12 protein-coding genes are annotated in these 13036 nt (G+C 62.8%); 8 read left to right on the plus strand and 4 right to left on the minus strand.

The genetic code is table 11. The annotated features are described in order from the left end of the window. The first annotated feature begins 148 nt into the window (after positions 1 to 148). Entirely contained in the window at positions 149 to 823 is a 675-nt protein-coding gene (locus ACSQ17_RS11260; protein WP_233683148.1) for a hypothetical protein, read from the plus strand. An 8-nt stretch (positions 824 to 831) separates the two neighbouring features. On the opposite strand, the gene zwf is transcribed toward ACSQ17_RS11260, so the two are convergent. Continuing rightward, on the minus strand, positions 832 to 2256 hold the full coding sequence (zwf, locus tag ACSQ17_RS11265) for a glucose-6-phosphate dehydrogenase (protein WP_436070462.1): 1425 nt from the start codon (positions 2254 to 2256) through the stop codon (positions 832 to 834). Between the two features lie 318 nt (positions 2257 to 2574). On the opposite strand from zwf, the gene hexR reads away from it, so the two are divergent. Both hexR and ACSQ17_RS11275 read left to right on the plus strand, forming a co-directional pair. Beyond that, complete coding sequence (hexR, locus tag ACSQ17_RS11270) at positions 2575 to 3441, plus strand: transcriptional regulator HexR (RefSeq protein WP_233683150.1); 867 nt, start codon at positions 2575 to 2577, stop codon at positions 3439 to 3441. A gap of 88 nt (positions 3442 to 3529) precedes the next feature. Next, complete coding sequence (locus ACSQ17_RS11275) at positions 3530 to 3754, plus strand: PA3496 family putative envelope integrity protein (RefSeq protein WP_436068669.1); 225 nt, start codon at positions 3530 to 3532, stop codon at positions 3752 to 3754. Here ACSQ17_RS11275 and ACSQ17_RS11280 read toward each other — a convergent pair. After that, on the minus strand, positions 3696 to 4658 hold the full coding sequence (locus ACSQ17_RS11280) for a LysR family transcriptional regulator (RefSeq protein ID WP_436068670.1): 963 nt from the start codon (positions 4656 to 4658) through the stop codon (positions 3696 to 3698). The genes ACSQ17_RS11275 and ACSQ17_RS11280 overlap by 59 nt on opposite strands. Before the next feature lie 189 nt (positions 4659 to 4847). Here ACSQ17_RS11280 and ACSQ17_RS11285 point away from each other — a divergent pair, with 189 nt between their 5' ends. The 4 genes from ACSQ17_RS11285 (at position 4848) to ACSQ17_RS11300 (ending at position 9653) form a co-directional block, all read left to right on the plus strand. Continuing rightward, positions 4848 to 6263 carry an acetyl-CoA carboxylase biotin carboxylase subunit gene (locus tag ACSQ17_RS11285; protein ID WP_436068671.1) on the plus strand — a complete coding sequence of 472 codons (1416 nt, stop codon included), beginning with the start codon at positions 4848 to 4850 and terminating at the stop codon, positions 6261 to 6263. A 16-nt stretch (positions 6264 to 6279) separates the two neighbouring features. After that, a complete protein-coding gene (gene oadA, locus ACSQ17_RS11290) occupies positions 6280 to 8088 on the plus strand; it encodes a sodium-extruding oxaloacetate decarboxylase subunit alpha (RefSeq protein WP_436068672.1) in 1809 nt (602 codons plus the stop codon). Between the two features lie 320 nt (positions 8089 to 8408). After that, positions 8409 to 9350: a sodium-dependent bicarbonate transport family permease gene (locus ACSQ17_RS11295; protein WP_436068673.1), complete on the plus strand. Its 942-nt coding sequence runs from the start codon at positions 8409 to 8411 to the stop codon at positions 9348 to 9350. Further along, positions 9351 to 9653 carry a DUF3240 family protein gene (locus ACSQ17_RS11300; RefSeq protein WP_233683155.1) on the plus strand — a complete coding sequence of 101 codons (303 nt, stop codon included), beginning with the start codon at positions 9351 to 9353 and terminating at the stop codon, positions 9651 to 9653. Here ACSQ17_RS11300 and ACSQ17_RS11305 read toward each other — a convergent pair. Beyond that, the gene (locus ACSQ17_RS11305) at positions 9650 to 10045 is read right to left on the minus strand and encodes a hypothetical protein (protein WP_436068674.1); all 396 of its coding nucleotides are present in this window, start codon (positions 10043 to 10045) and stop codon (positions 9650 to 9652) included. The two genes, ACSQ17_RS11300 and ACSQ17_RS11305, sit on opposite strands and share 4 nt — an antisense overlap. A gap of 216 nt (positions 10046 to 10261) precedes the next feature. On the opposite strand from ACSQ17_RS11305, the gene glsB reads away from it, so the two are divergent. Next, positions 10262 to 11170 carry a glutaminase B gene (gene glsB, locus ACSQ17_RS11310; RefSeq protein ID WP_233683156.1) on the plus strand — a complete coding sequence of 303 codons (909 nt, stop codon included), beginning with the start codon at positions 10262 to 10264 and terminating at the stop codon, positions 11168 to 11170. Between the two features lie 159 nt (positions 11171 to 11329). Here the strand turns inward: glsB and ACSQ17_RS11315 are convergent, their stop codons facing one another. Further along, positions 11330 to 12685, minus strand: a complete 1356-nt coding sequence (locus tag ACSQ17_RS11315; protein WP_436068675.1) for an 8-oxoguanine deaminase — start codon at positions 12683 to 12685, stop codon at positions 11330 to 11332. Positions 12686 to 13036: the final 351 nt, after the last annotated feature.

Here is a 13036-nt window from a genome sequence, read left to right on the forward strand (position 1 = left end):
GGGCCGTTGGCGTTTCCTCTGTTCCCAACCGCCGGGCAGCACTGGCTGTATGTGCCGGTGCTGAGCGTCTAACCCAATCAAAGATGGCTGCCTTTGCCCACGCGGCGCGCAATCCTGACGATCTGCATGGATTGAATGGAGGTTGCGTATGCCCAAACCCGCGAGCCTGAGTGTCGGCCTGCGCCTGCTGCTGGCGTCCCAGGCCATGGCACCGTTAAGCGTCAAGCTGGGCCTGGTCCAGCAACTGGGGGCCGAGAAGGCCGCGTTGCTGGCGCCGCATATGCCGCCCGGGCAGTTGCGCGAGCTGATTATGGCCATGCCCATCGAGTTTGCCGCAGCGGTGACGGTGCACCTCGACCCCCGGCTGATTCTCGATACTTACCTGAGCCTGCCGGACAGCCTGCACCTGGAGGTGGCGCGCCAGCTCTGCGCCGACGGTGCCTTTGCCACGGCGGCGCGCTATGCCGAGTGCCTGTCGGCCAAGCAGATCAAGGTGCTGATCTACGGCATCAACGACGTTGACCATGTGCTGCAGATTGCCCGGCATATCGTCGACATGCCGCTGATCAGCGAGAGCCTGCGCAGTTTCTCCACCGGTTATCTGTGCAAGCTCACCGAGGCGGCGGTGGCCGACCGCAACCTGCCGGTGGCGGCCCAGGTGCTGGGTGGCCTGTCATTGGCGCGGCAGGCGGACGTCTGTGCGGGCTTGCAGCCGAGCACGTTGCGGCAACTGCTGCCGCTGCTGCTGTTGATCAGCGGCGAGGGCCTGCGCAAGCAGTTGCCGGAGGCGGTGCTGGAGTTGTTTGAAAAACAGCTGGCCTAACCGTTGGGCTACTCCATCCACTGCCGTTCGTGGCGCTCCAGCAGGTTGCCGGCCTGCTCCGGGCCATCGCTGCCGGCCGGGTAGGGGCGTGGGCTCTGGTAGTGCTGGTGCCAGCCCTTGATGATCGGGTCGACCCAGTTCCAGGCCGCTTCCACCTCGTCACGGCGCATAAACAGCGTTGAGTCGCCCTCAATCACATCCAGCAACAGGCGTTCGTAGGCATCCCAGCGGCGCTGCTTGTGGAAGGCGTCGGCCAGGTTGAGGTCGAGTTCCACCGGTTGCAGGTGCATGCCCTTGCCGGGGCTCTTGCTCATTAGTTGCAAGCTGATGCGCTCTTCCGGTTGCAGGCGGATCAGCAGGCGGTTGGCTTCGCCGCCGCCGAACAGCTGGTGCGGCACCGGTTTGAACTGGATCAGGATTTCCGAGGTCTTGCGCGCCAGGCGCTTGCCGGTGCGCAGGTAGAACGGCACGCCGGCCCAGCGCCAGTTGTCGATCTCGGCCTGCACGGCGACAAAGGTTTCCGTGTCGCTGTCGTTGTCCACGTTCTTTTCGAAGTAGTAGGCCGGCACTTCCTGGCCGCCGATCTTGCCGGCGGCGTATTGGCCGCGCACGGTCTTGTCTTGCACATCGAGGCCGCTGATGGGTTTCAGGGCTTCGAGAATCTTCACCTTTTCGTTGCGCACCGCCTCGGCATCGAAGCGCACCGGCGCTTCCATCGCCACCAGGCAGAGCAGCTGCAACAGGTGGTTCTGGATCATGTCGCGCATGGCCCCGGCTTTTTCGTAATAGGCACCACGGTTTTCCACGCCGAGGGTTTCGCACACGCTGATCTGTACGTGGTCGATATGCCCGGCGCGCCACACTGGTTCGAACAGGGCGTTGGCGAAGCGCAGTGCCATCAGGTTCTGCACCGTCTCCTTGCCCAGGTAGTGGTCGATGCGGAACACCCGCGACTCATCGAACACCGCGCCGATGGCGGCGTTGATCGCCTGTGCCGACTCCAGCGAGTGGCCGATCGGCTTTTCCAGCACGATGCGCGCCTTGGGGCCGGCCAGGCTGGCGATCTTCAGGTGCGAGGCGATGTCTTCGAACAGATCCGGCGCAGTGGCCAGGTAATAGATGCGCACGCGTTCGGGGTCGTCGCCCAGGCGTTTGCCCAGCCGGCCGAAGTCGGCGCTCTGGCTGGCGTCCATGGCGAAGTAATCGAGGCGCGCGGCGAAGCTGGCCCAGGTGTCGTTGGCAAAGTCGCTGCGCGCTACCTGGGCGCGGCAGTGGCGTTCGGCCAGGGCTTGAAAGGCACTGCGGGCCAGGTTGCTGCGGGCCAGGGCGAGGATGCGCGTGTCGTCATGCAGACGACCGGCGCGATGCAGGTGGTAGAGCGCTGGCAGCAGTTTATGCAGGGCCAGGTCACCGGTGCCGCCAAACACCAGCATGTCGCAGGGAATGCTCAAGGTGGGAACTCCGACTCTGTTTATAAGGCCGCTTAAAAACGTAGGCGAGGCAGCTGAGGCAAGGCGAAAACGATCGAAAAAGCGCAGTTTACTGGCGTAAATGAGCATTTTGAGATCGTTTTTAACGCGGCATCAGCAACGCAGGTAGTTTTTAAGCGGTCTGTTAGCCGTGCGGGGGCGGCGGCCATGTAGTATAACTACAAGGTCACTACAACCCGTCGTGCGCCGATCATAACCGAGTCATGCCTGTGAATGCGGCGTGCTTGATGGATTCGTTAGCCAAATGTCGAGCCTAAACCTGTGAACCTGTTGCAGCACATTGCCCAGTCGCGCCCCCTGTTACGCAAGTCCGAACTGAAGGTGGCGGATCACGTTCTGCTCGACCCAGCCTCGGTGATGCACAGCTCCATGGCCGAGCTGGCCCACAGCGTCGGCATCAGTGAGCCGACTATCGTGCGTTTCTGCCGGGCGATTGGCTGCAGCGGTTTTCAGGACCTCAAGCTCAAGCTGGCGCAAAGCCTGGCGGCCGGTGCCAGCTTTGGCCAGTTCGCTATTCATGAAGACGACTCGGTGGCGGACTTCAGCCTGAAGATCTTCGACACCACCCTGCATACCCTGATCGAGGTGCGCGAGAAGCTCGACACCCAGGCCCTGCAACAGGCCATCGCCGCCATCGCCAACGCCCAGCGTGTGGAGTTCTATGGTTTCGGTGCGTCCGGTGCGGTGGCGGCGGATGCCCAGCACAAGTTTTTCCGTTTGCTGCTGACGGCGGCGGCCTATTCCGACCCGCACATGCAGGCGATGAGCGCGGTGACCCTGAAGCCCACCGATGTGGCCATCTGCATCTCGCAGTCCGGGCGCTCCAAGGATCTACTGATCACCGCCAACCTGGTGCGTGAAGCCGGCGCAACGCTGATCACCCTGTGCCCGAGCCAGACCCCGCTGGCCGACCTGGCCACGGTCAACCTGGCCATCGACGTGCAGGAAGACACCGAGATCTACACCCCACTGACCTCGCGCATCGCCCATCTGGTGGTGATCGACGTGCTCGCCATGGGCGTGGCCATGGCCCGTGGCCCGGGGCTGGTCAACCACCTCAAGAGCGTCAAGCGCAGTCTGCGCAGCCTGCGCCTGTCGCCCAAGGCGCACAAAAACAGCGACGACTGATTTCATCGTCGCGTTATCGTCCGGCCATCAAAGCGTCATCTAGGCAGCCGAAGCTGGTACTCCCTTATTCAGCCTGGGAGTTGCCCCTATGTCTGGCTATCTGGATCACGCGCAGTCGCATGAAAGCACCGACAGCAAAACCCGGCGCAAGCTGCTCGATCAACGCCGTATGGAATACCGCCGCGCCATCGAGAGCTACGCCGAGCAGCGCCAGTTACAGCAACAGTTAGCGGATTACCCGGAGTTGGTGGCAGCTAACTACCTGGCGGGCAAGCAGGCGCTGGCGCCGCAAAGCGCTCAGCGAGGGCGTTGATCAGGCTGCGTTGATCGCGCACGAAGGCAAAGAACGCCTGGGCCACCGGCGACAGGTATTTGCCCCGTGGGTGAACCAGGCACCAGCTGCGCAGCAGCGGTAGTTCAGCCACCGGCAGTTCGCGCAACACGCCGATGTCCAGCTCGCGGCGCACAGCGTGGCGTGGCAGCAGCGCCACGCCGAGGCCGGCGAGTACCCCTTCACGCTGACTTTCCAGCGAGCCGACTTCCAGGCTGTGGGCAAAGTGTGCCCGTTTGAGGTGGAAATATTCCTCGCAGGCCTGGCGTGTGCCGGAGCCGGGTTCGCGGGTCAGCAGCGGGAAGGCCGTGAGGTCTTGCAGGCTCAGCTGAGCGTGCTGATACAGCGGGTGGTCGGGTGGGGCGACGGCGATGATCGGGTTATTAAGGAAAGGCAGAAACTCCAGGTTCATGTCGGTGGGCACCCGCGACATGATCAGCAAGTCATCGCGATTGGTGCTCAGGCGCTTGACCGCCTGGTTGTGGTTGGTCACCACCAGCTGCAAGTTGACTTCCGGGTATTCGCGACGAAAGGCGGCGAACAGGTGAGGTATGAAGTACTTCACGCTGGACTCCACGGCCAGCGAAAGTTGCCCTTGCAATGAGCCTTGCAGGTCGGCCAGCTGCATGTCGAGGCTCTCCAGTCGACCGAAAATATCCGCGCTGGCCAGCTGCAAGGCTTCGGCGGCTTCGGTCAGGTAAAGCTTCTTGCCGACGTAATCGAACAGCGGTTGGCCGAGCAGCTCCTCGAGTTGGCGAATCTGCAGGCTGACGGCGGGCTGGGTCAGCGCCATTTCCTCGGCCGCGCGGCTGTAGGAGAGATTGGTGCACACCGAGCGGAACACCTGAAGCTGACGAAGTGTCATGCGCATCAATGACTTACGCACGTTTATGACCTCTATGGCTGGGCTTCTGAGGTTTAACTATAAGTCTTAGCTAATACTAAACCCAATAAATATTGATTTTGGTTAATCGCTAAGCCGGCGTAGCTTAAATGCATGACCGCTCGTGCTGCTGCGGTCACACGTCGACCGTTTTTTCCGGTTGCCTGTTCACGTGATCGAGGATGCTGGCTCGTGATCAAGAAAATCCTGATAGCCAACCGCGGTGAGATTGCCGTACGCATTGTGCGGGCCTGTGCCGAAATGGGCATCCGCTCGGTGGCGGTGTATTCCGATGCCGACCGGCAGGCACTGCACGTCAAGCGTGCGGATGAAGCTCACAGCATCGGTGAAGAGCCGCTGGCCGGTTATCTGAACCCGCGCAAGCTGGTCAACCTGGCGGTGGAAACCGGTTGCGATGCACTGCACCCCGGTTATGGCTTCCTTTCGGAAAACGCTGAGCTGGCGGAAATCTGCGCCGAACGCGGGGTCAAATTTATCGGCCCGAGCGCTGAGGTCATCCGCCGCATGGGCGACAAGACCGAAGCCCGGCGCAGCATGATCAAGGCCGGTGTACCGGTTACCCCTGGCACTGAAGGCAACGTTGCCGACCTGGCTGAAGCGCTGCGCGAGGGCGACCGCATCGGTTACCCGGTGATGCTCAAGGCCACCAGCGGTGGCGGCGGTCGTGGTATCCGTCGCTGCAACTCGCGCGCCGAGCTGGAAGCAGCCTACCCGCGGGTAATCTCCGAGGCGACCAAGGCCTTTGGCAGCGCGGAAGTGTTCTTGGAAAAATGCATCGTCAACCCCAAGCACATCGAAGCACAGATTCTCGCCGACAGCTTCGGCAACACCGTGCACCTGTATGAGCGCGACTGCTCGATCCAGCGGCGTAACCAGAAACTTATCGAAATTGCCCCCAGCCCGCAGCTGACCCCCGAACAGCGCGCCTATATCGGCGACCTGGCCGTGCGTGCGGCCAAAGCCGTGGGTTATGAGAACGCCGGCACCGTGGAGTTCCTGCTCGCCGAGGGCGAGGTGTACTTCATGGAAATGAACACCCGGGTGCAGGTGGAGCACACCATCACCGAAGAAATCACCGGCATCGACATCGTCCGCGAGCAGATTCGCATCGCCTCGGGCCTGGAGCTGTCGATCAAGCAGGACGACATCATCCACCGCGGCTTTGCCCTGCAGTTCCGCATCAACGCCGAAGACCCGAAGAACAACTTCCTGCCTTCGTTCGGCAAGATCACCCGCTACTACGCCCCCGGTGGCCCCGGCGTGCGCACCGACACGGCGATCTACACCGGTTACACCATTCCGCCGTATTACGACTCCATGTGCCTGAAGCTGATCGTCTGGGCGCTGACCTGGGAAGAAGCCCTGGCCCGTGGCCTGCGGGCCCTGGATGACATGCGCGTGCAGGGGGTGAAGACCACCGCTGCCTACTACCAGGAAATCCTGCGCAACCCGGAGTTTCGCAGCGGCCAGTTCAACACCAGTTTCGTCGAGGCGCACCCGGAGCTGACCGAGTACTCGATCAAGCGCAACCCGTCGCACCTGGCCATCGCCATCGCCACCGCCATTGCTGCCCACGCCGGCCTGTAGGGGAAGGAATCAGATCATGAGTAAAAAAATTACCGTCACCGATACCATCCTGCGCGATGCCCACCAGTCGATTATCGCCACGCGCATGCGCCTGGACGACATGTTGCCGATCTGCGCCAAGCTCGATCAGGTCGGTTACTGGTCGCTGGAAGTCTGGGGCGGCGCGACCTTCGACGCCTGCGTACGCTTCCTCAAGGAAGACCCGTGGGAGCGCCTGCGCAAACTCAAGGCCGGCTTGCCCAACACCCGCCTGCAGATGCTCCTGCGCGGACAGAACCTGCTCGGCTACCGCCACTACAGCGACGACGTGGTGCGTGCCTTTGTGGCCAAGGCGGCAGTGAATGGCATCGACGTGTTCCGCATCTTCGATGCGATGAATGACGTGCGTAACCTGCGCGTGTCCATCGAGGCGGTGAAAGCCGCCGGCAAGCATGCTCAGGGCACCCTCAGCTACACCACCAGCCCGGTGCACACCGTCGAGGCGTTCGTGAAGCAGGCCAAGGCCATGCAGGCCATGGGCATCGACTCCATCGCGATCAAGGACATGGCTGGCCTGCTGACGCCGTACGCCACGGCTGAACTGGTCAAGGCACTGAAAGCGGAAGTCGACCTGCCGGTGTTTATCCACAGCCACGACACCGCGGGCATGGGCTCGATGTGCCAGCTCAAGGCCATCGAGGCCGGTGCCGACCATATCGACACCGCCATCTCCAGTTTCGCCTGGGGTACCAGCCATCCGGGCACCGAGTCGATGGTCGCGGCGCTCAAGGGCAGCCCCTACGACACCGGCCTGGATCTGGCGCTGATTCAGGAGATCGGCCTGTACTTCCATGCCGTGCGCAAGAAGTACCACCAGTTCGAAAGTGAGTTCACTGCCGTGGACACCCGCGTGCAGGTCAATCAGGTGCCAGGCGGGATGATGTCCAACCTGGCCAACCAGCTCAAAGAGCAGGGCGCTTTGCACCGCATCAATGAGGTGTTTGCAGAAATCCCACGGGTGCGCGAAGACCTCGGTTTCCCGCCGCTGGTGACCCCGACCTCGCAGATTGTCGGCACCCAGGCGGTGTTCAACGTACTCGCCGGCGAGCGCTACAAGACCATCACCAACGAAGTGAAGCTTTACCTGCAGGGCCGTTACGGCACCGCGCCGGGCAAGGTCAACGAGCAGCTGCGCAAGCAGGCGATTGGCAGCGAAGAAGTCATCGAAGTGCGTCCGGCCGATCTGCTCAAGCCGGAAATGGCCAAGCTGCGTGAGGAAATTGGCGCCCTGGCCAAGTCCGAAGAGGACGTACTGACCTACGCCATGTTCCCGGATATCGGCCGCAAGTTCCTTGAGGAACGCGCTGCCGGCACCTTGACCCCGGAAGTGCTGCTGCCCATTCCCGAAGCCGGCGGCGTGGCCCCGGCCGGTGGTGAAGGCGTGCCGACCGAGTTTGTGGTGGACGTGCATGGCGAAAGCTACCGCGTCGACATCACCGGCGTGGGCGTGAAGAGCGACGGCAAGCGCCACTTCTACCTGTCCATCGACGGCATGCCGGAAGAGGTGGTGTTCGAGCCGCTGAATGATTTCGTCGCGGGTAGCTCAGGCAAGCGCAAGCAGGCCAGCGCGCCAGGTGATGTCAGCACCAGCATGCCGGGCAACATCGTCGATGTGCTGGTCAAGGTCGGCGACACCGTTAAAGCCGGCCAGGCCGTGCTGATCAGTGAAGCGATGAAGATGGAAACCGAAGTGCAGGCGCCGATTGCCGGCACCGTGACGGCGGTGCATGTGGCCAAGGGCGACCGGGTCAATCCGGGTGACGTACTGGTGGAAATTGAAGGTTAACCTCGGAAGCCCCGGCTGTTTGAACAGGCATTTGAATGGCTTTTTTGGGGCTTCTTTTTACACCGCCGGGGTGGCCCATTTGTCGCGCCGGCAAGGGTTTTGGGCCAAGTGCTTAAGTACTTGTTGCCCGAGTCCCCCAGGAGCCTCACGGCTCCTTTTTTTCGGTTATGCCCCGCTGCGCAGGGGCCTGCTGTTTTCAGCAGGAGACTGGGCAAAACTGCGGGTATCAGCACGCGCGCGGTAGGGGCATGACCTTTTATTCGAGCAGGTGGTGACGCGACAGGCGTCTTAACAGCGGTTCAATACGGGAGCAATGCGCGGTGAGTCTGGATCCGGTGGTGCTGTTCTTTGTCTTCGGCCTGTTGGCCGGGTTGCTGAAAAGCGAGTTGAAGCTGCCGCCCGCGCTGTATGAAACGCTGTCGATCATGCTGCTGCTGGCGATTGGTCTGCACGGCGGCGTGGAGCTGGCCGAACAAGCCAGCTGGCAGTTGCTCGGCCAGGCGGCCTGGGTGCTGGGCCTGGGTGTGACGTTGCCGTTGCTGGCCTTCGGCGTGCTGCGTGGTCTGGGCTTCGACCGGGTCAACGCCGCCGCAGTGGCCGCGCACTACGGTTCGGTCAGCGCCGGGACCTTCGCCGTGGTGGTGGCTTACATGCTGGCCAAGGGCATCGAGTTCGAGAGCTACATGCCACTGTTTGTTGCCATCCTGGAAATCCCGGCGATTCTGGTCGGCATCCTGCTGGCCAAGGGCATTGCCCGTGACACCGACTGGGGCGAGCTGGGCCGGGAAATCTTTCTCGGCAAGAGCATCATGCTGCTGCTCGGCGGCCTGATCATCGGTGCGATTGCCGGCAAGGAGGCGATCAAACCGCTGGAGCCGTTCTACACCAGCATGTTCAAACCGGTGCTGGCGCTGTTCCTGCTGGAAATGGGCCTGATCGCCTCCGGCCAGCTGGGCTCGCTCAGGCAGTTCGGTTTGCGCCTGCTCGGCTTTGCCCTGCTGATGCCGTTGTGCGGGGCGTTGATCGGCGCGCTGCTGGGCCGCTTCCTGGGCCTGAGCCTGGGCGGCACTGCCGTGCTGGCTACACTGGCGGCGTCGGCGTCCTACATAGCTGTGCCGGCGGCTTTACGTCTGGCGTTGCCCGAGGCCAATCCGTCGCTGTCGCTGACGGCGTCGCTGGGCATCACCTTTCCCTTCAATATCATCGTCGGCATCCCGTTGTACCTGATGCTGGTCGAACAGCTGATCGCCTGGGGGCTCTAGATGGACGCGCATATCCGCACCCTGCTTACCGTGATTTGCGAAGCGGCGCTGGAGAAAAAGTTGGTGGCTGACCTGGAACAGCTCGGCGCGCCGGGCTGGACCATCTCCGATGCCCGTGGCCGGGGTGGCCGCGGTGTACGCAGCGCCGGCTGGGACACCGAAGGCAATATCCGCGTGGAAATCATCTGCACCCGCGATGTCGCCGAACGCATCGCCGGCCACCTGCAGGCGCGCTACTACGCCAACTACGCCATGGTCTGCTACCTGGCCCAGGTGGAAGTGCTGCGCGCGGAAAAGTTCTAGCGGCGCAGGCGATGGGCCTGGCGCAGTTCTACCAAGTCCTGATAAGTGCAGGTTTGCGGCGCTTCACCGGTCAGGTCGAAGCAGCGCTGACCGAAGCCCATCGGCCAGTAGGCGATGCCGACTGGGGGCCAGAAGATCGAGGCGACGCGGAAACGGCTCTTCAGTTTGCCCGAACGAATGGTGTTGGCCTGGCTGTCTTCGATCCGGTAGGGAATACCGCCGGTCAAACCCCAGGAGAATGGGCGGCTGCGCACAAGTCCCTGATTGTTCTTCGCCGGTCGTTCGTTGATCACCAGGGTGCTGTTTTCCGGCAGTTTGAACCAGGCGCCGGTGGAGCAGCCTGCGCAGGCTAGGGCGATGAGTAACAGGGTGCTGAGGCGGAGTGCGGACATGCGTGTCGATCCTTATGGTCATCCGTGAACATTCACGAGCAGGCGTCAATCTGGCCATTGGCCAGCTGCGCGGCGCGCAATATACCCAGTTTTGATCGGGTTTGCCTGTGCCACGGGCGTTCCTGACAAGTTTTCCGGGCCTGGCTGTGATCAGCGCCCTGCTGCAAGCGTCTAGCCACAGAGCCCGGGCGTCTGGGCGCCGCTGTGGGCCTGAACATGCAAGCGCTGTTGAATGAAATTCTGGAGCAAGTCCGCCCGCTGATCGGCCAGGGCAAGGTGGCCGATTACATCCCGGCGCTGGCCGATGTGCCGGCCAACCAGTTGGGCATTGCGGTGTACAGCAATGACGGCGAACTGTCCTGCGCCGGTGATGCGCATACGCCGTTCTCGGTGCAGAGCATTTCCAAGGTGTTCAGTCTGGTGCAGGCCATCGAGCATTCCGGCGAGGCGATCTGGCAGCGTCTCGGCCATGAGCCGTCCGGCCAGCCGTTCAACTCGCTGGTGCAGCTGGAGTTCGAGCGCGGCAAGCCGCGCAATCCGTTTATCAATGCCGGTGCCCTGGTGATCTGCGACATCAATCAGTCGCGCTTTGCCGCGCCGGTGCTGTCGATGCGCGACTTCGTGCGGCGCCTGGCCGGCAACCCCGAGGTGCTGGTGGATCGACGCGTGGCTGAGTCGGAATACCAGCACCGCGCGCGCAATGCGGCGGCGGCTTATCTGATGCAGTCCTTCGGCAATTTTCATAACGATGTGGAAGCGGTGTTGCGCAGCTACTTCAGCTATTGCGCACTGCGCATGAGCTGCGTCGACCTGGCGCGGGCCTTCTGCTTTCTGGCCAACGATGGCTTCTGCAAACACAGCGGTCAGCAGATTCTCAGCGCTCGGCAGAGCAAGCAGGTCAACGCGATCATGGCCACCAGCGGCTTGTATGACGAGGCGGGCAACTTCGCCTATCGCGTTGGCTTGCCGGGCAAGAGCGGGGTTGGCGGCGGCATCGTCGCCGTGGTGCCGGGGCGTTTCAGCGTGTGCGTGTGGTCGCCGGAGTTGAACGCCGCCGGCAACTCCCTGGCCGGGATCAAGGCGCTGGAGCTGCTGAGCGAGCGGATCGGCTGGTCGGTGTTCTAGCGCGCGACGATCTGCTGCGCGTCGGTGATACTGCGTTAAAAACAGCCTCGGAAGCCGCTTGCGGCTAACGCGCTTTAGCGCGACCCGAAGGGCGAGTGAACTCTAGCTCGCGAGATCGTAAACCCGCCCCGGGTGTCGTGGATTAGCCGACTACGCGTTTTACCCGGCAATCAGCGCCTTCGCCGCCTGGCGGTGGTCGGCGATCAGCTGGGCCACATCCAGGCCTTCGATCTGTCCGTCGATTACCCGCCACTGGCCACCGATCATCATCCGGTCGGCCTTGTCAGCGCCGCACAGCAACAGCGCGGAAACGGGGTCGTGGCTGCCGGAGAAGCGCAGCTCATCGAGTTTGAAGAAGGCCAGGTCGGCCTGTTTGCCCACCGCCAGTTCGCCGATATCTGTGCGCCCCAGCAGCTTGGCTGAGCCTTTGCTGGCCCAGCCGAGGGCCAGTTCCGGGGTGATCTTCTCGGCACCGTAGCGCAGGCGCTGGATATACAGTGCCTGACGCGCTTCGAGGATCATGTTCGAGCCGTCGTTGGAGGCCGAGCCGTCTACACCGATGCCGATTGGCGCGCCCGCGGCTTCCAGGTCGAGCGTCGGGCAGATGCCCGAAGCCAGGCGCATGTTCGAGCTTGGGCAATGGCAGATGCCGGTGCCGGCTGCGCCCAGGCGGGCGATTTCATCCGGGTTGAAGTGGATGCCGTGGGCCAGCCAGGTGCGCGGGCCAAGCCAGCCGACGCTGTCCAGGTAATCCACGGTGCGCAGGCCGAAGCGTTGCAGGCAGAAATCTTCTTCGTCGAGGGTTTCCGCCAGGTGGGTGTGCAGGCGTACGTCCAGCTCTTCAGCCAGCTCGGCGCTCTGGCGCATGATCTCCTGGGTCACCGAGAACGGCGAACAGGGCGCGAGGGCAATCTGGATCTGCGCGCCGTCGCCGCGCTGGTGGTAGTCGTGGATCAGGCGTTGGCTGTCGGCCAGGATCACTTCACCCTCCTGCACCGTCTGCTGCGGCGGCAGGCCGCCATCGGCTTCGCCCAGGCTCATCGAGCCGCGGGTGAGCATGGCGCGCATGCCCAGTTCGCGCACGGCCTCGACCTGCACGTCGATGGCGTTTTCCAGGCCGTCGGGGAACAGGTAATGGTGATCCGCCGCCGTGCTGCAGCCGGACAGCAGCAGTTCGGCCAGGGCCACCTTGCTGGCCAGGGCAAGCTTCTCTGGGGTCAGGCGCGCCCATACCGGGTAGAGGGTTTTCAGCCAGGGAAACAACGGTTGGTTGACCACCGGGCCCCAGGCGCGGGTGAGGGTCTGATAGAAGTGGTGGTGGGTGTTGATCAGCCCCGGCAGCACCACATGCTCGCGGGCATCGAAGCTCTGCGTGCAGGGTTGGCTCGGCTGTTGGCCGGCGGCCAGCAATTCGATGATCACGCCGTCTTCAATCACCAGGCCGCCGGCGGCGTCGAGGTTATTGGCAGTGAATATGGCGAGGGGGTTCTTGATCCAGATACGTGTAGCAGCCATTGAGTTGGCTCCTCTGAAGTGGGGTTCAGGTTAGCCAGCTCAGTGTTTACCCTGTCTGCTGATCCAGGTGCGCGGCCGGCGCAGATGGCCGGGCGTGGCGCAGAAGATAGCGCCGTAAGCTGCTTGCGGCAAGCCCGTCGGGCGGAATTTCTGACCGTAAGGTCAGTTGGCGAAGATCCTGTTTAGGATCTTGCGAGCTAGCGTCATGCAAGGCAAAAGCAGGCGAGGAAGCGGAGTGTACGAGTTGTACATAAGCATTACTCGCTTCACTCGCCCTTCGGGTCGCGCTAAAGCGCGTTAGCCGCAAGCGGCTTGCGGAGCCGGCTTTTAACGCAGCAGGGCCGACGCGCA

Origin of the sequence: Pseudomonas sp. LjRoot71, from assembly GCF_964253255.1 — a bacterium.
Taxonomy (GTDB): domain Bacteria; phylum Pseudomonadota; class Gammaproteobacteria; order Pseudomonadales; family Pseudomonadaceae; genus Aquipseudomonas.

Coding starts and splice junctions, on each gene's coding strand:
- ACSQ17_RS11300 (WP_233683155.1), top strand. CDS start 9,351: ATGGACGCGCATATCCGCACCCTGCTTACCGTGATTTGCGAAGCGGCG.
- zwf (WP_436070462.1), bottom strand. CDS start 2,256: ATGCTGGTGTTTGGCGGCACCGGTGACCTGGCCCTGCATAAACTGCTG.
- ACSQ17_RS11315 (WP_436068675.1), bottom strand. CDS start 12,685: ATGGCTGCTACACGTATCTGGATCAAGAACCCCCTCGCCATATTCACT.
- oadA (WP_436068672.1), top strand. CDS start 6,280: ATGAGTAAAAAAATTACCGTCACCGATACCATCCTGCGCGATGCCCAC.
- ACSQ17_RS11305 (WP_436068674.1), bottom strand. CDS start 10,045: ATGTCCGCACTCCGCCTCAGCACCCTGTTACTCATCGCCCTAGCCTGC.
- ACSQ17_RS11260 (WP_233683148.1), top strand. CDS start 149: ATGCCCAAACCCGCGAGCCTGAGTGTCGGCCTGCGCCTGCTGCTGGCG.
- glsB (WP_233683156.1), top strand. CDS start 10,262: ATGCAAGCGCTGTTGAATGAAATTCTGGAGCAAGTCCGCCCGCTGATC.
- ACSQ17_RS11275 (WP_436068669.1), top strand. CDS start 3,530: ATGTCTGGCTATCTGGATCACGCGCAGTCGCATGAAAGCACCGACAGC.